The sequence below is a fragment of the Streptomyces sp. MUM 2J genome, assembly GCF_022414535.1.
Classification (GTDB): domain Bacteria; phylum Actinomycetota; class Actinomycetes; order Streptomycetales; family Streptomycetaceae; genus Streptomyces.
The window spans coordinates 1-23586 of record NZ_JADWYM010000021.1 but is presented as its reverse complement, the minus strand read 5'-3'; the positions used below and the strand labels follow the sequence as shown (position 1 = coordinate 23586).

At 72.3% G+C, this 23586-nt stretch carries 19 protein-coding genes; 4 read left to right on the top strand and 15 right to left on the bottom strand.

Annotation, left to right across the window (positions count from 1 at the left end; genetic code table 11):
* Window positions 1-247: 247 nt before the first annotated feature.
* The 6 genes from I3F54_RS18180 to bldG all read right to left on the bottom strand — a co-directional run bounded on the left by I3F54_RS18180 (window position 248) and on the right by bldG (window position 6740).
* Window positions 248-445 (bottom strand): hypothetical protein, encoded by a 198-nt coding sequence (locus I3F54_RS18180; protein ID WP_240119864.1) that lies wholly within the window; start codon window positions 443-445, stop codon window positions 248-250.
* A gap of 319 nt (window positions 446-764) precedes the next feature.
* The gene (locus I3F54_RS18175; RefSeq protein ID WP_240119863.1) at window positions 765-2291 is read right to left on the bottom strand and encodes a methyltransferase; all 1527 of its coding nucleotides are present in this window, start codon (window positions 2289-2291) and stop codon (window positions 765-767) included.
* A 28-nt stretch (window positions 2292-2319) separates the two neighbouring features.
* A complete protein-coding gene (locus I3F54_RS18170) occupies window positions 2320-2901 on the bottom strand; it encodes a small secreted protein (protein ID WP_240119862.1) in 582 nt (193 codons plus the stop codon).
* Between the two features lie 209 nt (window positions 2902-3110).
* A complete protein-coding gene (locus I3F54_RS18165; protein WP_240119861.1) occupies window positions 3111-5516 on the bottom strand; it encodes a sodium-translocating pyrophosphatase in 2406 nt (801 codons plus the stop codon).
* A 341-nt stretch (window positions 5517-5857) separates the two neighbouring features.
* On the bottom strand, window positions 5858-6292 hold the full coding sequence (locus I3F54_RS18160; RefSeq protein ID WP_240119860.1) for an ATP-binding protein: 435 nt from the start codon (window positions 6290-6292) through the stop codon (window positions 5858-5860).
* A gap of 106 nt (window positions 6293-6398) precedes the next feature.
* On the bottom strand, window positions 6399-6740 hold the full coding sequence (gene bldG / locus I3F54_RS18155) for an anti-sigma factor antagonist BldG (protein WP_009189842.1): 342 nt from the start codon (window positions 6738-6740) through the stop codon (window positions 6399-6401).
* Between the two features lie 81 nt (window positions 6741-6821).
* Here bldG and I3F54_RS18150 point away from each other — a divergent pair, with 81 nt between their 5' ends.
* Complete coding sequence (locus I3F54_RS18150; protein WP_240119859.1) at window positions 6822-9335, top strand: DEAD/DEAH box helicase; 2514 nt, start codon at window positions 6822-6824, stop codon at window positions 9333-9335.
* Here I3F54_RS18150 and I3F54_RS18145 read toward each other — a convergent pair.
* The 7 genes from I3F54_RS18145 to ssd all read right to left on the bottom strand — a co-directional run bounded on the left by I3F54_RS18145 (window position 9241) and on the right by ssd (window position 14861).
* Window positions 9241-9666 (bottom strand): Rv3654c family TadE-like protein, encoded by a 426-nt coding sequence (locus tag I3F54_RS18145; protein WP_240119858.1) that lies wholly within the window; start codon window positions 9664-9666, stop codon window positions 9241-9243. The genes I3F54_RS18150 and I3F54_RS18145 overlap by 95 nt on opposite strands.
* Window positions 9663-10034 carry a TadE family type IV pilus minor pilin gene (locus I3F54_RS18140; protein ID WP_308373624.1) on the bottom strand — a complete coding sequence of 124 codons (372 nt, stop codon included), beginning with the start codon at window positions 10032-10034 and terminating at the stop codon, window positions 9663-9665. The genes I3F54_RS18145 and I3F54_RS18140 overlap by 4 nt, the downstream gene beginning before the upstream one ends.
* 34 nt (window positions 10035-10068) lie before the next feature.
* Window positions 10069-10278: a DUF4244 domain-containing protein gene (locus tag I3F54_RS18135; RefSeq protein ID WP_240119941.1), complete on the bottom strand. Its 210-nt coding sequence runs from the start codon at window positions 10276-10278 to the stop codon at window positions 10069-10071.
* A 472-nt stretch (window positions 10279-10750) separates the two neighbouring features.
* Window positions 10751-11539, bottom strand: coding sequence for a type II secretion system F family protein (locus I3F54_RS18130; RefSeq protein WP_240119857.1), 789 nt, complete (start codon window positions 11537-11539; stop codon window positions 10751-10753).
* Window positions 11540-11558: 19 nt separating this feature from the next.
* Complete coding sequence (locus I3F54_RS18125) at window positions 11559-12368, bottom strand: type II secretion system F family protein (RefSeq protein ID WP_240119940.1); 810 nt, start codon at window positions 12366-12368, stop codon at window positions 11559-11561.
* A gap of 145 nt (window positions 12369-12513) precedes the next feature.
* Complete coding sequence (locus I3F54_RS18120; RefSeq protein ID WP_240119856.1) at window positions 12514-13761, bottom strand: TadA family conjugal transfer-associated ATPase; 1248 nt, start codon at window positions 13759-13761, stop codon at window positions 12514-12516.
* Window positions 13758-14861 carry a septum site-determining protein Ssd gene (gene ssd / locus I3F54_RS18115; protein WP_240119855.1) on the bottom strand — a complete coding sequence of 368 codons (1104 nt, stop codon included), beginning with the start codon at window positions 14859-14861 and terminating at the stop codon, window positions 13758-13760. The genes I3F54_RS18120 and ssd overlap by 4 nt, the downstream gene beginning before the upstream one ends.
* A gap of 583 nt (window positions 14862-15444) precedes the next feature.
* On the opposite strand from ssd, the gene I3F54_RS18110 reads away from it, so the two are divergent.
* Entirely contained in the window at window positions 15445-16278 is an 834-nt protein-coding gene (locus I3F54_RS18110; RefSeq protein ID WP_240119854.1) for an HAD family phosphatase, read from the top strand.
* A 441-nt stretch (window positions 16279-16719) separates the two neighbouring features.
* Here the strand turns inward: I3F54_RS18110 and I3F54_RS18105 are convergent, their stop codons facing one another.
* Window positions 16720-17544 (bottom strand): Fic family protein, encoded by an 825-nt coding sequence (locus I3F54_RS18105; RefSeq protein WP_240119853.1) that lies wholly within the window; start codon window positions 17542-17544, stop codon window positions 16720-16722.
* 101 nt (window positions 17545-17645) lie between these two features.
* On the opposite strand from I3F54_RS18105, the gene I3F54_RS18100 reads away from it, so the two are divergent.
* Complete coding sequence (locus I3F54_RS18100) at window positions 17646-18626, top strand: ATP-binding protein (protein WP_240119852.1); 981 nt, start codon at window positions 17646-17648, stop codon at window positions 18624-18626.
* Between the two features lie 247 nt (window positions 18627-18873).
* On the opposite strand, the gene I3F54_RS18095 is transcribed toward I3F54_RS18100, so the two are convergent.
* Window positions 18874-20148, bottom strand: a complete 1275-nt coding sequence (locus tag I3F54_RS18095) for a hypothetical protein (protein ID WP_240119851.1) — start codon at window positions 20146-20148, stop codon at window positions 18874-18876.
* A 338-nt stretch (window positions 20149-20486) separates the two neighbouring features.
* Between I3F54_RS18095 and I3F54_RS18090 the strand changes: the two genes are divergently transcribed.
* On the top strand, window positions 20487-23003 hold the full coding sequence (locus I3F54_RS18090) for a bifunctional SulP family inorganic anion transporter/carbonic anhydrase (protein WP_240119850.1): 2517 nt from the start codon (window positions 20487-20489) through the stop codon (window positions 23001-23003).
* The last annotated feature ends 583 nt before the right edge of the window (window positions 23004-23586 follow it).

Below are 23586 nucleotides of genomic sequence, written 5' to 3'. Positions count from 1 at the left end.
CTCTCCGGTCGACGCTGGGGCCTCCCCAGGCCCTGGTCCCGGGGTCGGACGATGCTGACGCTGCGGAGTGTGACGGTACATCCCGCCCCCGTGTCAAACGGGGAAAGCCCGCAACGGCCACTCGAACGGTAACCCGACTACCACTATTCCTGCCGCCCGGAATGCTCAGCAGACTTTTCGGGCGTTCCGGAGCGTGACCTCTCACATACCGCCCGGGGTGGTCCGCCCACCGCGTCCGCGACGATGCTCACAGCTGCGTGAGGCACCAGGCGCCGAGCGCCAGCGCCGCCGCCGACACGAGGCCGGCGACCGCGGCCGATGCGACCGGGCTCACGCCGAGGGCCACCGGCGCGCGATGCCGCACCCGGACCGCCGTCCAGGTGAGCAGACCCACTCCGAACAGGCCGAACACCACTCCGGCGAAGATCGCCGGTCCGCTCTCCATGGCAACCCGCGCCCCTCTTGTCCCGTCCGTTACGCGCCCAGCCCGAGGAGACTGACACGCACGGGCGTCACCCCGGCGAACCCGAGGTGAACGCCGGGCCGACACGGTCCCGGCCGGCTCCCGAGGGCCCCGGCCCGACGATCCCGGACAGGCGGGACACCGCGGGGAACACGGCCGTGAACACGGCTTGTTTTCATCGGATCACCGCGCGTGTCCGCCCGTCGCCGCCCATCCACGGCCCGGGCGCACCCCGCGGCGCGCCCGGCCGCCGGACCGTGTGGCGGAGCACACGCCCCGCAGAGGCGTCGCACCGGGTCTCCTACGACGGCTCCAGGAAGCCCTGCTCCACCAGGAGCCGGATCTGCGCAGGCGTGCGGTCGCGCAGGAGGACCGGGTCCTCGCCCATCAGCTGGGCGATGGCGTCCAGGATGCGTCCGGCGCTGAGGGTGCCGTCACAGACGCCGGCGAAGCCCGCGCCCACGGTGTCGACCTTGGTGGCCCGCCGCATGCCACGGTGCTGGCGCAGCACGACGTGCTCCGGGTCCTCGGCGCCGGGCAGCCCGACCTGCTCCTGGACGACCTCGGCGGCGAGCCTGAAGTGGCCGGCGAGCAGGGCCGCGTCGTCGTGCGAGCGCAGATGATCCAGCCGCTCGAAGTGCGCGCGGATGGTGTCGCCGAGCGGCTGCTCGACCGGATGCGGCCATTCCTCGACCGTCACCGACGGCTCGGCGGCCCCGGTCCTGCGCAGGGTGATCCAGCCGAAGCCGACCGCCTTGACCTTGCGGGCCTCGAACTCCTCCAGCCAGGCGTCGTAGCGCGCCTGGTACTCCGCCGGGTCCCCGCGGTGGTCACCGACGTCCCTGAGCCACAGCTCGGCGTACTGCGTGACGTCCTGCACCTCGCGCTGGACGATCCACGCGTCGCATCCCCGCGGCACCCACGACCTGAGCCTGTCCTGCCAGTCCTCCCCCTCCACGTGCTGCCAGTTGGCGAGGAACTGCGCGAACCCGCCCTCGTTCAGCCGCGCCCCCGATTCCTGAACGAGCGAGCGGCACAGATCGTCCCCGCCCATCCCGCCGTCCCGGTAGGTCAACCGGGCACGGGGCGAGATCACGAACGGCGGGTTGGACACGATCAGGTCGAAGGTCTCGTCCTCCCGGATCGGCTCGAACAGGGAGCCCTCCCGCAGATCGGCGGCCGGGGCACCGGACAGGGCCAGCGTGAGCGCGGTGATGTGCAGGGCACGCGGGTTGAGGTCGGTGGCGGTCACGCGCGTGGCGTGCCGGGAGGCGTGCAGCGCCTGGATCCCGGAGCCGGTGCCGACATCGAGAGCGGAGGCGACGGGCGTGCGGACGGTGATGCCGGCCAGCGTGGTCGACGCGCCGCCGACGCCCAGGACGACACCCTCGGCGCGGCGTCCGATGCCGCCGGCCCCGCCCACCGCGCACCCCAGGTCGGACACGATGAACCAGTCCTCGCCGCCGGGTCCGCCGTACGGCCGTACGTCCACGGTCGCGGCGACGTCGCCGTGGGACTCCGCGCCGGTGCGCACCAGCCAGCCGGCCTCCAGGCAGGCGTCGACGGGCAGCACGCCCGCCGCGCGCTCGTGCGGCACGGGCTGCTGCAACAGGAAGAGCCGTACGACGGTCTCCAGCGGGGTGTCCCCGCGGGTCGCCCGCAGCGCGGGCACGGTCTCGCTGCGGGCCAGTGCCGCGTACGCGGGGGCGCCGAGCAGGTCGAGCAGGCCGTCGGCGGTGAAGGACGCCCCGAGCAGGGCGTCCCTCAGCTGCGCGGCCACATCGGCGCGGTCGGTGGAGGGCAGGGGGGACGAGGTGGCGTTACTCACGCACCCATTGTGGCCCGCGGCGGACGGCTCAGGTGCTGGACGCCGGCGTGGGCGCGGTGGCCTTCTTGCAGCCCGGCTGCTTGGCCACGGCCTGCTTGACGTCGCCCTCCTCCAGCGTCTGCAGGGCGGTGACCGCGCCCTTGTACTGCACGGACACCTCCTTCATCCGCTCCGAGACGTCGTCCAGCCCGGCGGCGAACTTGCCCTGGTCCTTGGTGTCGAGGGCGTCGACCTGCTTCTTCAGGTCGGCGTAGGACGCGGACAGGACCGTGAGTTTCCTGACGGCGTCCTGCTGCTTGCGCTCGCCGTCGTCGACGCCGGGCGGCGCCCCCGCGCTGCCGATGGTGGCAGCCCGGGCCTTGAAGCCGTCGGAGAGGTCCTGGAAGGCCTGGGAGTCGGTCTTCTGGAGCTCCTGCGGCGGGCCGTCCTTGGCGGCCTTGCCGAGCGCGTCGAACGCCGCCTCGATCTTCGCCTGCTGCGCGGGCACGCTCTCGCAGACCTTCGCGGCCCAGGCGTCGAGTTCCTTGTTCTCCTTCTCGCTGCTGCATCCCGTCAGGGCCACTGCGAGTACCGCACCGCCGGACAGTGCGACCGCGAGCTTCTTGTTCACCGGATCGGTCCCTTCCCATGGCTCTCGGCCCCGGAACATACACGCCGACCCTGCGGCCCCCGAGAAACGAAGGGAAGAATATCCATATATGCACTATTTACACCAAGTGAGAGAATGCTCACGGAGAGACGCGACCCACACGTCGCACGGCGGGCGGCACGCAACGCGCGCCGCCCGCCCGCCCCTTGGCCGGTCCCGGCCCGCGGCCGCTACGAAACCACCGCGGGATCGGCCGGCTTGGACGACCGGCCGGTGTCGTTCTCGTCGCCGACCGCGATACCGCGCCGCTTGGAGACGTACACCGCGCCGGCGATCACCACGAAGGCGAGGACCGCGATCACGATCCGGATGCCGACGCTCTTGTCCACACCGTAGGAGAACTTGATCACCGCCGGGGCGATCAGCAGCGACACCAGGTTCATGACCTTCAGCAGCGGGTTGATGGCCGGACCGGCGGTGTCCTTGAAGGGGTCGCCGACCGTGTCGCCGATCACCGTGGCCGCATGCGCCTCGCTGCCCTTGCCCCCGTGGTGCCCGTCCTCGACCAGTTTCTTGGCGTTGTCCCAGGCTCCTCCGGAGTTGGCGAGGAACACCGCCATCAGCGTGCCCGTGCCGATGGCGCCCGCCAGATAGGAACCGAGTGCGCCGACACCGAGCGTGAACCCGATGAAGATCGGCGCCATGACGGCGAGCAGACCGGGGGTGGCCAGTTCGCGCAGGGCGTCCTTGGTGCAGATGTCGACGACCTTGCCGTACTCCGGGGTCTCGCTGTAGTCCATGATCCCGGGCTTCTCACGGAACTGCCGCCGCACCTCGAACACCACGGAACCGGCCGACCGCGACACGGCGTTGATGGCGAGTCCGGAGAAGAGGAAGACGACCGCGGCGCCCGCGATCAGGCCGACCAGGTTGTTGGGCTGCGAGATGTCCATCATCAGGGTCATCGGCGCGCCCTCTCCGGAGAGCTTCTCGCCGACGTCCCGCGCACCGGTGGTGATGGCGTCCCGGTACGACCCGAAGAGCGCCGACGCCGCCAGGACGGCGGTGGCGATGGCGATGCCCTTGGTGATGGCCTTGGTGGTGTTCCCGACGGCGTCCAGGTTGGTGAGCACCTGCGCGCCCGCGCCCTCGACGTCCCCGGACATCTCGGCGATGCCCTGAGCGTTGTCGGAGACCGGGCCGAAGGTGTCCATGGCGACGATCACACCGACCGTGGTGAGCAGGCCGGTGCCGGCCAGAGCCACCGCGAACAGCGCCAGCATGATCGACGTGCCGCCGAGCAGGAACGCCCCGTACACGCTCAGGCCGATCAGCAGCGCGGTGTAGACGGCCGATTCGAGCCCCACGGAGATACCGGCCAGCACGACCGTCGCGGGCCCGGTGAGGGACGTCTTGCCAATGTCCCGCACCGGGCGCCGGTTGGTCTCCGTGAAGTAGCCGGTGAGTTGCTGGATGACGGCGGCCAGCAGGATGCCGATGGCCACCGCCACGATGGCGAGGACCCGCGGGTCACCGCCCTTGGCGCTGATCGCCGCGTCGGTGACGCCGTCGAGGTCGGCGTACGAGGAGGGCAGATAGGTGAAGACGGCCACCGCGACCAGGGCGAGCGAGATGACCGCGGAGACGAAGAAGCCGCGGTTGATCGCCGTCATGCCGCTGCGGTCGGCACGCCGCGGGGCGACCGCGAAGATGCCGATCATCGCGGTGATCACACCGATCGCGGGCACCAGCAGCGGAAAGGCCAGCCCCGCGTCGCCGAACGCCGCCTTGCCGAGGATCAGCGCGGCGACCAGGGTCACCGCGTACGACTCGAAGAGGTCGGCGGCCATGCCGGCGCAGTCGCCGACGTTGTCCCCCACGTTGTCGGCGATGGTCGCGGCATTGCGCGGGTCGTCCTCCGGGATGCCCTGCTCGACCTTGCCGACCAGGTCGGCTCCGACGTCGGCGGCCTTGGTGAAGATGCCTCCGCCCACCCTCATGAACATCGCGATGAGGGCCGCGCCGAGACCGAACCCTTCCAGGACCTTCGGCGCGTCGGCCGCGTACACCAGCACCACGCAGGAGGCGCCCAGCAGGCCGAGCCCCACCGTGAACATGCCGACGACACCGCCCGTACGGAAAGCGATCTTCATGGCTTTGTGCGAGACCGCGGTGAGATCCTTTTCCGGCTCACCCTCTGCCGGAGTCGCCTCCCGCGCCGCCGCGGCGACCCGCACATTACTGCGCACGGCGAGCCGCATACCGATATAGCCGGTGGCCGCCGAGAATGCCGCGCCGATCAGGAAGAACACCGATCGGCCAGCGCGCTGATTCCAGTCGTCCGCGGGCAGCAGCATGAGCAGGAAGAACACGACGACGGCGAATACGCCGAGCGTGCGCAGCTGCCGGGCCAGGTAGGCGTTGGCGCCCTCCTGGACGGCTGCCGCGATCCTCTTCATGGTGTCGGTGCCCTCGCCCGCCGCCAGCACCTGCCGTACCAGCACGCCCGCGACCACGAGCGCGGCCAGCGCGACGACCGCGATCACCGACACCAGCACCCGGTTGTCGTCGGTCAGCACAGCGGCTGCGAGGGCTGTGGGATGACCCAACTGTTCTGAGGTGGAAAGCCCCGCCATTCGTCCTCCTTGACGCTTGGGCTGAGCTCAAGATGTGGACGGGATTGTAGGTACCCGGCCCTGATCAAAACAGGGCGCGGTAAACAGAATTCGCCGCGACGTACAGTAATGCCCTGGAAGCGTTGTGGAGGGACAGGGAGATGATCCGACGCCGCGATTGATCGTGAAGGAATTCACGAAATGCATCGCGGCCATGACGGCTCGGTGACGGCATCCGGTTGACGGGCGACGTTCTTCACAGGTGGTGCACCGATCACCACTCTAGGTGCGGACACTGACATCCGCACATGCCGAAGGGCCCCACGAGGGGGCCCTTCGGGTACCACAGACGGTGGCGGCGGTCAGGCGAGCGCCGCCGCCGGTGGTGGCGTGGTGGGCCAGGTCATGCGGATCAGCCCGCCGTGCTCACCGGTGGAGACCTCGACGTCGTCGACGAGCCCGCTGATGACGGCCAGGCCCATCTCGTCCTCCTCGGGTTCGGCGTCGGAGCCGTCGCCGGCGTCCGAAGGCTCTCCGGGCACCTGGTGCGGCGCCCGGTCGCCGACCTCGATGGAGAACTGCTTCTCCTCCTCGATCAGCACCACCTTCACCGGCTCCGTGACGCCGCTGAGCTGATGCAGCCCGACGGCACGGGTACACGCCTCACCGACAGCGAGGCGGACCTCGTCGAGGACGGCCTCCTCCACCCCGGCCCTGCGCGCCACCGCTGCCGCCACCAAACGGGCGGTCCTGACGTGCTCGGGCAGCGCGCTGAATCGGAGTTCAACGGTGGCCATGCATCCCCCTCGGAACTCGGGCGTGCTGTCGGGGGGCCGGGCCGCGTACAGCCCGGTCCCCGTCGGGGTCGTCCAGCCGTCCCGGGCCGGGGCCCGGGACCGGTCGTCAGTCGGTGGCCGCCACCGCCTCGTCGACCGAGGTGTGAATCGGGAACACCTTGGTCAGACCGGTGATGCGGAAGATCTTCAGAATGCGCTCCTGGTTGCAGACCAGGCGCAGGGAGCCCTCATGGGCTCGTACACGCTTCAGACCGCCGACCAGCACGCCGAGCCCGGTGGAGTCGAGGAAGTCCACGCCCTCCATGTCGACGACGAGGTGGAAATTCCCGTCGTTCACCAGCTCGACCAGCTGCTCGCGCAGTTTGGGCGCGGTATATACGTCGATTTCGCCACCGACCTCGACGACCGTACGATCGCCGACGGTACGGGTCGACAGGGACAGGTCCACGGATCCTCCAGCACCTTGCTATCGAGCGGTCGTCCCTCGGGACTATCGGCTTGCTGCCCCGATGACGGTTCGCCAGCCGCGATGGCATTCAATCACTTACCGGCGGGCGTGCACGACGCCTTGACTCCATTGTCCGTCACGTCGGTGACACACTCGGTGCCGATGGCCAAGAATCAGCGACCCGATCGACCCCGGACCGAGCCCGCATCCGGCCCCTCGCCGGGCACGGTCCTGGACCGGCTCGCCTCCGCGCCGAGCCGGGCTTCGCGCATCACTCATACGGAGCACTTGCCCCCGAGGGCGGGTCGGCATGCCGTCTGGCCCGACCGGATCCGCTCCGAAGTCGTCGCCGCAGTTCAGTCGGCGGGCATCGACCACCCCTGGGCCCACCAGGCACAAGCGGCCGAGCACGCCCTGGACGGCGAGTCGGTGGTCGTCGCAACCGGTACCGCCTCCGGCAAGTCCCTGGCCTACCTCGTCCCGGTCCTCTCCACCCTCCTGGACGGCTCCGAGGCGCCCAACGGCCGCGGCGCCACCGCGCTGTACCTGGCCCCCACCAAGGCCCTCGCGGCGGACCAGTGCCGGTCGGTGAAGGAGCTCTCACGCCCACTGGGCACATCGGTTCGACCGGCCGTGCACGACGGCGACACCCCGTTCGAGGAACGCGAGTGGATCCGGCAGTACGGCAACTACGTGCTGACCAACCCGGACATGCTGCACCGCGGGATCCTGCCCTCCCACCCCCGCTGGTCCTCCTTCCTGAAGGCGCTGAAGTACGTCGTCGTGGACGAGTGCCACACCTACCGCGGCGTCTTCGGCTCCCACGTCGCCCAGGTGCTGCGCCGCCTGCGCCGCCTGTGCGCGCGCTACGGCTCCTCCCCCGTCTTCCTGCTGGCCTCCGCGACCGCCGCCGAGCCCGCCGTGGCCGCCCGCCGTCTCACCGGCCTCCCGGTCGTCGAGGTGGCCGACGACGCCTCACCCCGCGGTGAGCTGGTGTTCGCCCTGTGGGAGCCGCCGCTCACCGAGCTCCACGGGGAGAAGGGCGCACCGGTCCGCCGCACCGCCACCGCCGAGACGGCCGAGCTGCTCACCGATCTCGCGGTACAGGGCGTGCGCACCGTCGCGTTCGTCCGCTCCCGGCGCGGCGCCGAGTTGATCTCCGTGATCGCGCAGGAGCGCCTCGCCGAGGTCGACCGTTCGCTGGCCCGGCGTGTCGCGGCCTACCGCGGCGGCTACCTCCCCGAGGAGCGGCGCGCCCTGGAGCGCGCCCTGCACTCCGGGGAACTGCTGGGCCTCGCCGCGACGACCGCCCTGGAGCTCGGCGTGGACGTGTCCGGCCTGGACGCCGTCCTGATCGCCGGCTACCCGGGCACCCGGGCCTCCCTGTGGCAGCAGGCGGGCCGCGCGGGGCGCTCCGGCCGGGGCGCGCTGGCCGTCCTGATCGCCCGCGACGACCCCCTGGACACCTTCCTCGTCCATCATCCCGAGGCCCTGTTCGACCAACCGGTGGAATCCACCGTCCTCGATCCCGACAACCCGTACGTCCTCGCCCCGCACCTGTGCGCCGCCGCCGCGGAGGTTCCGCTCACCGACGACGACCTGGCGCTGTTCGGTCCGGCCTGTGCCGAACTGCTGCCCCAGCTGGAGTCTGCGAAGCTGCTGCGCCGCCGGACGAGGGCCTGGCACTGGACACGCCGGGAGCGGGCCGCCGACCTGACCGACATCCGCGGTGAGGGCGGCCGGCCGGTGCAGATCGTCGAGGCCGGCACGGGACGGCTGCTCGGCACGGTGGACGACGGCGCCGCCCACACCGCGGTCCACGAGGGCGCCGTCCACCTCCACCAGGGCCGCACCTACCTGGTGCGGTCGCTGGACCTGGACGACTCGGTCGCCCTGGTCGAGGAGGCTTCCCCGCCGTACTCCACGGTCGCCCGCGACACCACGTCCATTGCCGTGCTGGAGACGGACACCGGGGTTCCCTGGGGCCAGGGCCGCCTGTGCTACGGCTCGGTGGAGGTCACCAACCAGGTGGTCTCCTTCCTCCGCCGGCGCCTGATCACCGGCGAGGTCCTGGGGGAGACGAAGCTCGACCTGCCTCCCCGCACGCTCCGTACACGCGCGGTGTGGTGGACGGTCACCGAGGACCAACTGGACGAGGCCCGGATCCCCCCGGAGATCCTCGGCGGGGCCCTGCACGCCGCCGAGCACGCCTCCATCGGCATGCTGCCGCTGTTCGCGACCTGCGACCGCCGGGACATCGGCGGAGTCTCCGTCCCCCTGCACCCCGACACGCTCCTGCCGACCGTCTTCGTGTACGACGGCCATCCCGGCGGCGCGGGCTTCGCCGAGCGCGCCTTCCACACCGCCCGTGCCTGGCTGACCGCCACCCGTGAGGCCATCGCCTCCTGCGAGTGCGACGCCGGCTGCCCGTCGTGCATCCAGTCCCCCAAGTGCGGCAACGGCAACGACCCGCTGCACAAGAGAGGCGCCGTGCGGCTGCTCACGGTTCTGCTGCGGGACGCGCCGGCGCCGGGGGAGCCGGATCCGGCGACGGCCGAACCGGCGACGGATCCGCCGGGCCCGCCCGGGCCCTGACCTCGACGGCGAACGGCCCCCGTCCCGACGCAGCCGTCACGTCCGAGATCTCCCCCACGATCGCGCACCGCACCAGCCGCGCCCCTTGGGCCCGCGCCACGCGCTCCGCCCGGGCGCAGGCCGCCGCACCGCCCTCCGCCCCGTGCTCCGCGGCGGCGAGCGCGGCCAGATCGGCGCCGCCGGCCGCCCGGTGCCGGGTCACGACGGCCTGCCCCAGCGCGAGCAGAACCCCGAACACCAGGCACAGCACGGCGATCGCGCCCACGCTCCAGACGGTGGCGGCCCCCCTGTCGGACCTGCGCGGGGCCACCGTCCGGGCAGGGCCCCTCATGACCCGTACCCCACGGATTCCTCCGCCAACGCGACCGCCTCCTCGCGCAGTTCGGGGGAGAGACCGTGCAACAGAGGCGGTCTGGCCACGACCACCACCCGGACCTGGTCCCCCTCCCGGGTGACGGTGATCCGCGCACCTCGCGGTGCCGTGTCACGCGCCACCCGGAGCACCGCCTCGGGCGGGTCCTGACGGGCCGCCGCCCGGGCCCCCGTGCGCGCGGCGTCCACGCACCGGATCTGCGCCGCGACCACGAGAAGCCCCCATACGAGCCCCATGGCGAACAGCACCAGCACGGGCAGCACCATCGCGGACTCGGCCGTCACGAACCCCGCGTCCCGGCCGCGCCCGGGATCCGGGGTACGCACCGGGTCCCGGGCTCGCCCGCGGGACCGGCCGCACTCAGACCTGCGCACCGAGCGCCCGATCCACCACGGCCTGCAGCGCCTCGCCGACCGGCCCGCTCGTCACCACCTTGTACAGCACGGCGGCGAAAGCCACCGCCGCCAGCAGCCCCATCGCGTACTCGGAGGTGACCATCCCCGCGTCCTCCCGCGCCCCGCGCAGCCTGCACACCAGGGCACGCAACCGCGCCCGTACCGCCTCGCCCATCTCAACCCCCGTGAGGTCCATTGCCGTTTCCTCGTCCGTCCGATTCCGTCTTCGATCCCTGTGATTCCTATGCGCCCAACTGGTCCGGCACATGGCCGGGTCCGGCTCGCGCCCGAGGCCGGCGGGCGCTTCCGGTCCGGCGGGCGCTCCTCGCCCCGTGGGCGGTCCCGGTCCGGCGGACCCGCCGAAGGCGACGGCCGGCTGGAGACCGGCGGCCGGTCCGCAGCCCGCAGCCCGCAGCCCGCAGCCCGCAGCCCGCACAGAGTCGGCCACGGCCGTGGAGCGTTCGCCGGTCGGAGAGCATCCACCGGCCGGGGACCGTTCCTCGGTCCGGCGTCGGCCCCCAGCCCGAGACAGTTCGCCGTTCCACGGCCGGCTGCCCCTCCGGTACCCGTCGCCCGTCCGGCGCCCACCGCCCGTCCGGGGCAGTGCCCGCGATCGGGACACCGTGCCGTTCACGCGTCCCACGCCATCAGCCACCCCCTCCCAGCACCTCGCCCGCGAGTCCGATCACCACGGGCAGGATCCCGACCGCGAGAAACGCGGGCAGGAAGCACAGCCCCACCGGCGCGGTGACCGCGACGGACGCTCGCCGAGCGCGTCCCGTCGCTGTGCGCGTCCATCCGGCGCGGGCGTCCGCGGCGAGCCGGGCGACCGGCCCGGCCGCGGGGAGGCCCGTCGTGTCGGCCCGTTCCAGCAGCCGGGCCAGCGCCCCGGCACCGGGCAGGGCGGCCAGGCGCCGCCACGCCTCGGCCGGTTCACCGCCCAGCCGTGCCTCGGCCGCGCCGCGGGCGAGCGCATCGCCCACCGGGCCGCCGAGGGCGTCGCCCACGGCCTGCGCGGCGACCGCCGGGGCGGCACCCGCGGCGATGCAGGCGGCCAGCAGGTCGGCGGCGAGCGGAAGCCGACGGGCGATCAGCACCGCGTCTGCCTTCCCCGCAGCGCCGTCGGCTGCCACCCGGCGCCGTCGCCACCAGCTCAGTCCGGCGGCACCGGCCAGGCCGACCGCGATGCCCGTGGGCCCGCCGAGGAGCACCCAGCCGACGCCCACGGCACCCACCGCGGGCAGCCACCGGCGCGCGGCACCACGTGCCGGGAGACGGGGGCGGCCGGCGTCGGCGATCCGCAGGCCGAGCAGTGCGGCCAGCCGCCTCCGCGTCCGTCGTCTGCGCCGTGCCGCCTGCACACGCAGGGCGAGCCATCCGAGGACCACCGCGATCCCCATGACCGCCCCCAGCCTGTGGACGACATCCTCGGTCATGTCTGCCACCTCCTCCGCCTCACGTCACGTCCTCGGCTCGCCGCACGATCCGCATCGCCCACCACAGGCCGGCTCCCTCCAGCAGTCCTCCGGTCAGCAGGCAGCCGAGCCCCGCTGGGGTGTGGAGCAGGACGTGCAGCGGGTCGGCGCCCAGTGCGGTGCCCAGGAGGATGCCGACGACCGGTAGCCCGGCGAGCAGCAGGGCAGTGGCTCGCGGCCCGGCCAGCTGGGCACGGAGGTCGGCGCGCTGGTCCCGCTCGGCACGCAACGCGGCCTCGAGCCGGTCGAGCCCGGACGCCAGGCCGGCGCCCTGGTCGACGGCCACCCGCCAGCAGGCCGCGAGACCCAGCAGTCCGCCGGCACCGGGCTGCCGTGCCGCCTGTGCGAGCGCAGCGGGGACGTCACCGCCGAACCGGGCCGCCGCCAGCACCGCGGCCCGTGCCTCCCCGAGCCCGTGGGAGCCGCGTGCCGCGTGCAGCAAGGCCTCCCCCGGCTGCCGCCCTGCCCGCACCTCGCCCGCCAGGGCGGCGCACAGCGCGATGACGGCGTCGGCGCGTCGTTCCCGGCCCTGTCGCGCCTCGGTGGCCCTCCGCGCCCGCCGCAGCAGCGGTACTCCGGCGGCACCCGCGAGGACCGGCAGCAGCGAGCCGCCAAGCAGCGCCAGCACCAGCCCGCCGACGGCCGACCACCACTCGGGCCGCCAGTGTCCGCAGATCCGCCGCAGTCCGCCGGCCAGTTCCCGCCAGCCGGGCGGCCCCGGCACCACCACTCCACCGCCCGCCAGCAGCAGCCGCGCCCGCCGCGCTCCGAAGCCTCCGCCGCCCAGCATCCAGGCCGCCACCCCGAGGCAGGCCACAGCCGCACCCCACGTCGTCTGAGCCGAACCGGCGTGCCACGGCGCCTCACCCGTGGCAATCACCTGCGGGCCCCAGCCCAGGTCGCCCGGACCACTCACCGCAGGGGTGCGGAACATCTCACCCATGCCGCTCACCCCCGAACCCCTGACCGTCCGTCCCGTGCCGCCACTCCGCGCTCGGCGGGCCCGCCACCGGGAGAGGGGCGTCGCTCAGCAGCCCCCGCAGCCGCTCCCAGCCCCGCTGCGGCACGAAGGCGTCCTCGGCCCACCGCAGCGCCGGCACGGTCCTGACGAGTCCCGACGGGTCCCGTTCCAGGACGTGCACCTCGGAGATCCGTCGCCGTCCGGCCCGGTCGCGTGCGAGGTGCAGGACCACGGACAGGGCAGCGGCCACCTGGCTGTGCAGGGCGGCCCGGTCGAGCCCGGCGGCCGTGCCGAGTGCTTCCAGACGCGCGGGCACGTCGGCGGCGGCGTTGGCGTGCACCGTCCCACAACCCCCTTCGTGGCCCGTGTTCAGGGCCGCCAGCAGGTGGAGGACCTCAGGGCCACGCACCTCGCCGACGACCAGCCGGTCCGGTCGCATCCGCAGTGCCTGACGGACCAGGTCCTCCAGGGTGACCAGGCCCGCCCCCTCCTGATTGGCGGGCCTGGTCTCCAACCGGACGACATGCGGATGGTCGGGACGCAGCTCCGCGGAGTCCTCGGCGAGCACGATCCGCTCCCCGGGACCGACGAGTCCCAGCAGCGCGCTCAGCAGCGTCGTCTTGCCGCTGCCGGTGCCGCCGCTGATCAGGAACGACAGCCGCGCCTCGACGAGAGCGCGCAACACGCGGTCCCCTCCCGGCGGCACCGTGCCCGCCGCGACGAGTTCGTGGAGGGTGAAGGCACGAGGCCGCACCACACGCAGCGACAGGCAGGTGCAACCGACCGCGACCGGGGGCAGCACGGCATGCAGCCGGGTGCCGTCGGGCAGCCGGGCGTCGGCCCAGGGCCGGGCGTCGTCCAGCCGACGTCCCGCGACCGCGGCCAGGCGCTGGGCGAGCCGCCGTACGGCCGCGGCATCGGGGAAGCGGACCGGTGCCCGCTCCAGGCCGCCGCCGCGGTCAACCCAGACCCGGTCCGGGGCGGTCACCAGGACGTCGGTGACCGACGGATCGGTGAGCAGCGGCTCCAGCGGCCCGCTGCCGACCAGCTCGGAACGGAGCCGTTCGGCGGCACCGAGGACCTCGGCGTCGCCGAGCACACGTCCCTGCTCGCGCAGTGCCTGCGCCACGCGCGCGGGGGTGGGTTCGGCGCCGCTCGCCGCCAGCCATCGCCTTACGCCGTCGAGCAGTTCGGGGCGGGTCTCGGGTACGGGGCTGGTCATGAGCCGCCCGCCTCGACCAGGGCCCGCTCCCAGAACTCCCTGCAGAACCGGGCGAGCGGTCCGCGTGGTGCCGCACCCGGCGTCGCCGTGCCCTCGCGCGGGCGCAGCAGCGCCGGTTCCGCGGGAACCTCCCCGGCCAGGGGCAGGCCCAGCAGCCGGGCCACCTCGCGTTCGTCCAGCCCCGTCGCGTAGGGGCCGCGCACGGCGACCCGCAGGTCACGCAGGACCATGGCGGCCGCGCGGGCGACGCGGTCGGCTGCGGCGACGGCACGCAGCTCGGCGGGAACGACGAGGAGCCCGAGGTCGAGCTGGGCGAGGACCTCGGCGACGCCGTCGTCGACGCGGCGCGGCAGGTCGACCACGACCGTGCCTCCCCGGCGCCGGGCGGCGGCGAGCACCGCGCGGACGGCCTGAGGAGGCACGGCGACGCGGTCCCCGCGGTCCCAGCTGAGGACCCGCAGGGAGTGCAGTTCGGGCAGTGATTCCTCCAGGGCGCCGCCGCCGACCCGTCCGCGGGACGCGGCGAAGGCGGGCCAGCGAAGCCCTTCGGCCGTCTCGCCGCCCAGGAGGACGTCGAGTCCACCGCCGAGCGGATCGGCGTCCACGAGCAGGGTGCGCAGTCCCTCACGGGCGGCGGTGACGGCGAGCGCGCACGCGAGCGTGGAGGCCCCGGCGCCGCCACGGCCGCCGATGACGCCGACGGTGAGAGCGGGCCGGCCGGCGCCCTCGGCGACGTCGGCGATGCGGTCGACGAGCCACTGCTCCCCGTCGGGGAGCATCAGGACATGGTCGGCGCCGATCTCGACAGCGCGTTTCCACACCCCGGAGTCGTCCTGGTCGCGGCCGACCAGCACCACGCCGCGGCGGCGGGTGGCACCGCGCACGCGGCGGGCCGCGTCGTCGCCGACCAGGACGAGCGGCGCGGTCTCCCAGCTCCCCCCGGGTTCCGGCTGGGCGTGGTGGACCTCGGGTGTGGCGCCGGCGGCCGCGCACAGCCGGAGCAGGTCGTCGAGGAGTTCCGGGTCCTCGGTGACGATCAGCGGGCGGGCCTGCCGTCCTCCGGTGGCCGGCGGCGGGTCGTGTGTGACGGTTCCTGACACGGTTTCCTTCCCCCTTCGCTGCGTGTCGCGCAGCCCCTGGGGCCCCGCGATTCCCAAACGTGTGAAGAACCGGCAAGCGGCCTCCATATGAACGGCCGACGGAATCCGGCCATACGCATCCGGCAATGGGATCCGGCCGAGAACTCGGCGCGGGCCGGACGACGCGTGGGAATCACGGTGCAGCACCCCCGGAAATCATGTGGATCTTGGTCGAAAACTGTGGACAACTCGACGAGTGTGAATATCGCCATCACCCATACCGGTGACGCCCGCACTGATGCACGGACGACTTCCAGAGAGCAGCCCAACCACTACGGAGGGTGACGAAGAAGGGCAGGAGTCGAGCACCCGACACCAGGGAGCAGCACGGGGCGACTGGTCGTGGCACGCGAGGGAAAACCCACCCGGACATGCGACGACCCCCGCCGGGGGGGAGAGCGGGGGTCGTCTCCACGGCCGACTCGGGGGGGGAGGAGTCGGACCGGGTTAGCACGGTCGCGAACGATCCGTGACTTCCATGGTGTACCCGAGAGGCCTCTCAGGCAAACCCACGCGCCCACCTTACGCCGAATGGGCTGCACCTATGCTCGGGGTCGTGGAAAACCACTCCTTGCCCCGCACAGCGGCCTTCTTTGACCTGGACAAGACGGTCATTGCGAAGTCGAGCACGCTCACGTTCAGCAAGTCGTTCTACCAGGGCGGACTGATCAACCGCCGAGCCGTCCTGCGGACCGCCTATGCGCAGTTCGTCTTCCTGGTGGGCGGCGCCGACCACGACCAGATGGAGCGCATGCGCGAGTACCTGTCCGCGCTGTGCCGCGGCTGGAACGTGCAACAAGTGAAGGAACTCGTCGCGGAGACCCTTCACGACCTGATCGACCCCATCATCTACGACGAGGCCGCCTCCCTCATCGAGGAGCACCACACGGCCGGACGGGACGTGGTGATCGTGTCGACGTCGGGCGCGGAGGTGGTCGAGCCGATCGGCGAGCTCCTCGGCGCCGACCGGGTCGTCGCCACCCGCATGGTGGTGGGCGACGACGGCTGCTTCACCGGGGAGGTGGAGTACTACGCCTACGGCCCCACCAAGGCGGAGGCCGTCAAGGAGCTGGCCGCGTCCGAGGGATACGACCTCGCCCGCTGCTACGCCTACAGCGACTCGGTGACCGACCTGCCGATGCTGGAGTCCGTCGGCCATCCGCACGCCGTCAACCCGGACCGCGCGCTGCGCCGGGAGGCGCTGACCCGCGAATGGCCGATTCTCGACTTCCATCGCCCGGTCCGGCTCAAGAAGCGCATCCCGGGGCTGTCGGTGCCGTCACGCCCGGCCCTCATCGCGGCGGTCGCGATAGGCGCGGCGGCGGCCACGGCCGGCCTCGTCTGGTACGCGAGCCGACGCCGCGCTCCGCAGCTGTGACCTGTAGTTCCCGTCGGTCCGAACGGTTTCAGGGGGATTGCGCCGGATCAGGTCCCGTTTGGTGGCGAAAGTAAAGAAGTGCAGCCCAGGCTTCCGCTTGCCGGAGGCCTGGAGTAGAAAGGAGTCAACGGCCCGCGAGACCAAGGACATCCGCGAGGATCACCTTCACAGCGCATTCGGCCCCACGGACCGCGCACGGACATCGGGCACCCACGCGACGTCGACCCGTCGATTACGGGCCAGCCGCACCAGGTTTCGGGCAAAGACCCCGACCTGATGGGTACATATCGAGGACGCTTGGTAACCCGGTGCACGTGCCAGCGGCGGTACGAGTCCTCGTACCGCCGCAACCCTGTGGGCCCCGGGTGGGGCAGGCCCGCTCGCTCCCGGCTCTCTGGCACCGCTCAGGAAGCGGGGCGCGGCAGCGAAGCCGGAGTGCCGTCACGCCGCTCCGCGCTGCAGGGCCTCACAGACCGCCGTCGACTCCCGTGCGCCCAGCTCGACCGCCCGTCCGCAGTGGGCGATCCAGGCCGCCACCCCTTCCGGGGTCCCGGAGACATAGCCCTCCAGGGCCGCCAGGTAGGCCGCCCGGCCCAGTTCGGCGTGTCCGGCCTCGGCAGGACAGATCGCCTTGGGGTCGAGGCCGCTGCCGACCAGGACGATACGTTCGGCCGTCCGTGCGATCAGGCCGTTGTGCGAGGCGAACGGGCGCAGAGCCAGCAGCTCACCGTGCACGACCGCCGCCGTCACCAGCGCCGGGGCGGAACCGCCCGCGACGATCAGCTCCGCCAGGCCGTCCAGGCGCCCGGAGACCTCCTGCGCGCCGGGCGGCGGCAACTCGACCAGCGGCTCGTCGACCGGCTCGCCCGCCCGGCGGGGGCGCCCGACCTCGTCCCCCTGGGTCGCCGCGGCCACCAGGTGCAGCCGGGCGAGCACCCTGAGGGGCGACTGCCGCCAGATGGACAGCAGCTGACCGGCCTCGGCGGTCAGCCGGAGTGCCGCACCCATCACGCGCTCCTCGCCCTCGCCGCCGAAGTCACTGCGCCGCCGCACCTCTTCCAGCGCCCAGTCGGCACCGGAGAGCGCCGCGGAACCGCGCGCCCCGCGCAACGCGGCCTCGGAAGTGATCTCGTTGCTGCGGCGCCGCATGATCCGGTGTCCGTAGACCCGGTCCACGGCCCTGCGCACGGACTCCACGGATTCGGCCACGCCGGGCAGGGAGCCCAGGGCCGCGAGCGGATCGGCGGTCGCGCCTGTCGTACTCATGGGTACGACAGTACGCACCCGGAACCCGCACCCCACGAAGGAGTGGTCTTCCTCACGCCCCCACTCCACTCACAGCAATGAGGCGACTACGCTTCGTGAACATGAAAATTGCTTTCGTCGGGAAGGGCGGCAGCGGCAAGACCACCCTGTCCTCCCTCTTCATCCGCCACCTCGCGGCCACGGGCGCGCCCGTGATCGCGGTCGACGCCGACATCAACCAGCACCTGGGCGCCGCACTCGGCCTGGACGAGGCGGAGGCAGCCGAACTGCCCGCGCTCGGCGAGCGGCTGCCACTGATCAAGGACTACCTGCGCGGCTCCAACCCGCGCATCGCCTCCGCAGACACGATGATCAAGACGACGCCGCCCGGCGAGGGCTCGCGGCTGCTGCGGGTGGGGGAGAACAACCCGGTCTACGACGCCTGCGCCCGGCCGGTGGAACTCGACGGCGACACCGTCCGTCTGATGGTCACCGGCCCCTTTTCCGACGCCGACCTGGGGGTCGCCTGCTACCACTCCAAGACGGGAGCGGTGGAGCTGTGCCTGAACCACCTGATGGACGGCCGTGACGAGTACGTCGTGGTCGACATGACAGCCGGGTCGGACTCCTTCGCCTCCGGCATGTTCACCCGTTTCGACGTCACGTTCCTCGTCGCCGAGCCGACCCGGAAGGGAGTGTCCGTCTATCGCCAGTACAAGGAGTACGCGCGCGACTTCGGCGTGACGCTGAAGGTCGTCGGCAACAAGGTGCAGGGCCGGGACGACCTCGACTTCCTGCGCGCCGAGGTAGGGGACGACCTGCTGGTGACCGTCGGGCACTCGGACTGGGTGCGCGCCATGGAGAAGGGCCGCCCGCCCCGCTTCGTGCTCCTGGAGGACGCCAACCGCCGCGCCCTGCACCGGCTGCAGACGGCCGCCGACGAGAGCTACGAGCGGCGTGACTGGGAGCGCTACACACGCCAGATGGTCCACTTCCATCTGAAGAACGCCCACTCCTGGGGCAACGAGCGCACCGGGGCCGACCTGGCGGCGCAGGTCGACCCGGACTTCGTGCTCGGCGAGAGCCTCGCCGCCCCTGCCTGAGGCGGCCGGTGAAGATCTCGACCCCGCAGGGGCGCTCCAGGTGGGGCGCCCCTTGTCGCCGGCCCTCCGGAGCGTGTCGCGAACGAGGCGCCGATCTCCCGACGGGCGGGCCGCTCGGCGTTCGGAACGTGCGATCGCAGGACGAAGGGGCACCCGGCCCTCGTGCGGGGCGTACGTGGGGGTCCCGACAGCACGGTGAGCCTGTGTACCGGGTGGGGGCGGGACCCTCACCGCACGCCCCAGCGGGCTACTGCCGGGCCGCCGGCGACCCGGGCACACCCTTCGGAGCGGGGGCGGCCGGCAGGAAGGACGCCCAGCCCCGCTTGGGAGCCTCGCCGACCTGCAAGGTCCGCAACTTGGCCAGGACCTGCGGGTCCTGGGCATCCAGCCAGTCGGCGAGCTGCCGGAAGGAGACGCAGCGGACGTCGGGCTTGTTGCAGACGGTCTGGACGACCTCCTCGACCGCGCGCATGTAGGTGCCGCCGTTCCAGGACTCGAAGTGATTGCCGATGATCAGCGGCGCCCGGTTGCCGTCGTAGGCCCGCCGGAAGCCGTCGAGCAGGCCGTCCCGCATCTGGTCGCCCCAGAACTCCCGCTTGGCGGGGTCGCCCTGGGTGGCGGTGCCGGACTGGTTGACCATGAAGTTGTAGTCCATCGTCAACTGCTCGTAGGAGTGCCCCGGGAAGGGCACGAGCTGCATCGACAGGTCCCACAGGCCTTCCTTCTTCCCGGGCCAGACCTGGTTGTTGACACCGCTGGAGTCGTACCGGAAGCCGAGCTCGCGGGCGGCCTTCATGAAGTTCTTCTGGCCCTCCAGGCACGGGGTGCGTGCGCCGATGAGCTCCTTGTCGTAGTCGAAGGGCAGCGGCGCGGCATTCTTCACGCCCGTGTTGGTCTTCCAGGTCCTGACGAACTGCTTGGCCTGGTTGATCTCGTCCTTCCACTCCTCGACGGACCACTCGCCGACGCCGCCGTTCTTGCCGCAGAAGTGACCGTTGAAGTGGGTGCCGATCTCGTTGCCCTCGAGCCAGGCCAGCCTCAGCTGCTTGACGGTGTCGATGATGCCCTGCTGGTCGTTGAAGCCGATGTCGGAGCGGCCGGGCGAATGCTGCGGGGGGCGGTAGAGGTCACGCTTGCTCTCAGGGAGCATGTACACGCCGCTGAGGAAGTACGTCATCGTCGCATGGTTGTCCTTGGCGACCTCACGGAAGTGGGAGAACAGCTTCTGGCTGTCCTCCCCCGCGCCGTCCCAGGAGAACACCACGAACTGGGGAGGCTTCTGACCCGGCTTCATCCGTTGCGGTGTCGGCAGGTGCGGCTGTACCCCGGTGAACGCGGTCGATCCGTCTCCGATCAGCCGGACCACGCTCTTCGGTGCCGGAGCCTGCTTCGCCTTCTGCGCGCCGGGGACGCCTGAACCGGTGTCGCCGGATCCGCCGGTTCCCGTCGCGCAACCGGCCAGGGATGCGGCCATGGTCGCGGCGACCACGGTGCCTGCGGCGATCCTTGCGGTGGCGGCCATGTTCCGCCCACCTTCTTCCTTCTGTCGAGGCCAACGCCGATCAGGGCGTCTTGTCGGTGTGTGCCGGGACGTGCCGACAGCGCCGTCAAGGTCGCATGGACCGAAGAAGGAATTTGTACGACAAGCCGATCAACAGCTCACTTCACTCATGAGAGTGGCTTTTTGACCTATTTGCTCGAATGATCCACACTTCGCCTTTACTCTGCATTACGATTCATTTACCGAGCGTTGATCCATCCCGCCGCTGCACGCCGTGACCCACGGCCGCGACCCGACCCCCGCCATCGACCGGGGGCCCACCAGTTCCGCGACCGCGCTGCCCCGGAGGAGACGGGAAAATGTCAGCCTGCACCCCCACTCGCGCTTCCGACTCGACGCGCACCCACCGCACCCACCCACCGCACAGCCCACCGCCGGCCCCTCGACGCCGCTTCCGGCCCGCGGGCGCCGACGTGTCCGCCTCGATCGCGGTCTTCCTGATCGCCCTCCCCCTGTCCCTCGGCATCGCTCTGGCCACCGGTGCTCCCCTCCAGGCAGGCCTCGTCGCCGCCGCCGTGGGCGGCCTGGTCGCCGGCCGGATCGGCGGCAGTGCACTGCAGGTCAGCGGCCCCGCCGCCGGGCTCACCGTCGTCACCGCCGACCTGATCCAGCGTTACGGCTGGCGCACGACGTGTGCCATCACGGTGCTCGCCGGACTCGCCCAGATCGGCCTGGGCTGCCTGCGGGTGGCGCGCACCGCCCTGGCCGTGAGCCCCGCGATCGTGCACGGCATGCTCGCCGGCATCGGCGTCACCATCGCCGTGGCGCAGCTGCACATCGTGCTCGGCGGCCGCCCGCAGAGCTCCGTGCTCGCCAACCTCCGCGCACTACCCGCCCAGTTGGCTCAACTGGCACCGGCCTCGGTAGCCGTGAGCACACTGACGCTGGCCCTGCTCCTGCTCTGGCCACGCCTGCCGGGACGGGCCGGGCAGGTGCTGCGGAAGGTGCCCGCGCCACTCGTCGCCGTCGCCGGTGCCACCGCGACCGCGGCCCTCGCCGGTCTCAGCCTGCTCAAGGTGGATCTGCCCTCCTGGCGCAACCACGCTCTGGCCGGCCTGCCGGAGGGCCCGGCGCTCGGCCTCGCCGCCGCCGTGCTGACCACGACGCTGGTGTGCAGCGTGCAGTCGCTGCTCGGCGCGATCGCCGTGGACAAGCTGGTCGCCTCCCGCCCCGGCCCCGGTGTGCACATCCACCGCTCCGACCTGGACCGTGAACTGCTCGGCCAGGGTGCCGCCAACATCGTCTCCGGCACGCTCGGCGGACTGCCGGTGGCGGGCGTGGCCGTACGCAGCACCGCGAATGTGAACGCCGGTGCCGTGAGCCGGAACTCCACGATGCTGCACGGCGTTCTCGTAGTGGTAGCCGCGCTGCTGATGGTCCCGGCCCTGGAGCTCATCCCGCTCGCCTCGCTCGCCGCCCTGGTGATGGCCGTCGGCATCCAGATGGTGTCCCTGCACCACATCCGCACGGTGACCCGCCACCGCGAGGTGCTGGTGTACGCCGTCACCACCCTCGGCGTGGTCGTCCTCGGTGTTCTGCAGGGTGTGGCGCTGGGGATCGCCGTGGCCGTCGCCACCGCCCTGCACCGCCTCACCCGCACCCGGATCACCCACGACGAGCAGGAAGGAGTCCACCATGTCCAGGTGAGAGGCCAGTTGACGTTCCTCGCGGTGCCGCGACTGAGCCGGGCCCTGCATCTCGTCCCCCAGGGCGCCGACGTCGTCGTGGAGTTGAGCGGGTCGTTCATGGACCACGCGGCGTACGAGGCACTGCAGGACTGGCAGAAGACGCACATCGCGCAGGGCGGCTCGGTCGAGCTGACCGGTCGCCGCGCCGGAGTCCGGATCGGCGAACCCGAGGACCTGTCCGAACCCCCGGCCACCGCCCACGGCCCCGAAGCCCAGAAGGCCCAAGCCGCCGTCGCCACCGGCTCCGACGCCCACCAGGAGGACCCGCCCCGGCCGGGGCACGGCACCGGCCTCGCCGAACCGGTCGCTTCGTCAGGATGCCGCTGCCGTCCCTGGACGCCCTGGCGCAACCACCAGTGCGAGCGCCCGCCTGCCGCCTCCCGGGCCGGGCAGCACTCCGGCACCGGCGCGGACGGGCGGCAGGCCGCCCTCGGGGACACCTCCCCCGGCCCCGAGCCCGGCGGGCGCCAACTGGTGCGCGGCATCAGCGCGTTCCAGCGCAACACCGCGCCCCTGGTGCGCGGCGAGCTCGCCCGGCTGGCACGGGAGGGACAGCGGCCGACCCAGCTCTTCCTCACCTGCGCCGACTCCCGCCTGGTCACCTCGATGATCACCTCCAGCGGCCCGGGAGACCTGTTCGTGGTGCGCAACGTGGGCAACCTGGTGCCGCTGCCCGGCGCGGAGAGCGGCGACGACTCGGTGGCGGCCGCGATCGAGTACGCCGTCGAGGTGCTGCAGGTTCGGTCCATCACGGTCTGCGGGCACTCCGGGTGCGGGGCCATGCAGGCACTGCTGAACTCCGAGCCGGGCGGCGCCCGGACACCGCTGAAGCGGTGGCTGCGGCACGGGCTGCCGAGCCTGGAGCGCATGGCCGACGACAACCGGCCGTGGGCCCGTCTCGCCGGCCGGGGGCCCGCCGACGCGGTGGAGCAGCTGTGCCTGACCAACGTGGTCGAGCAGTTGGAGCACCTGCGCGCCCACGATTCGGTGGCTCGGGCGCTGCGCGAGGGCGCGCTGGAGCTGCACGGGATGTACTTCCACGTGGGTGAGGCGCAGGCCTACCTGTTGACCGGTGCGGACCAGGACAGGGTGTTCGACCACGTGAGGGAGGCGGACCTGCCGGCCTGACCCGAGGGCCCGGCCCTCCGCAGCCCGGTTGCACCGGACACGGGCGCGCGGTCCCTGCACTGCCGGACCGCGCGCCCGTGACGCGTGCCCGGTTGCCGTGTCACCGCGGGGAGGCGTGGTCCCGCCCACCCGCGGCGCACGCCGTCCGCCCGCCGGGAGGGGACGGCTGCCGTCCCTCCAACGCAACCGGTCTTGTCGCGCTCCGGCCCGAACGCCCCCTCGCAGCTCGCACCTCACCCCGCCTCCCGGCCTCCCTCCTCACGCCCCGTCCACCCCGCACCCTCAACAGGTGGGCCTGTCCTCCCCTCGCCCGGACGTCGGGGGTGTGAAGCGCGTTACATGCGGTGAACTCGCGCGGGACCCGGTCCGTGGGTACGGATGACCAGGGACGACCTCGGAGACACCCGCACCGGGAACTCGCCCCATAGGTCTAAACCAATTTTCCGTCGACCCTTGTCATCGGCCCCCCGGGTCTGATGAGCTGTGGCCTGGGACACAACGGACACCCCGAGAAAGGGAGATGTCGTGAGTAACGAAAGCCTGGCCAACCTCCTCAGGGAGGAGCGACGCTTCGCGCCGCCCG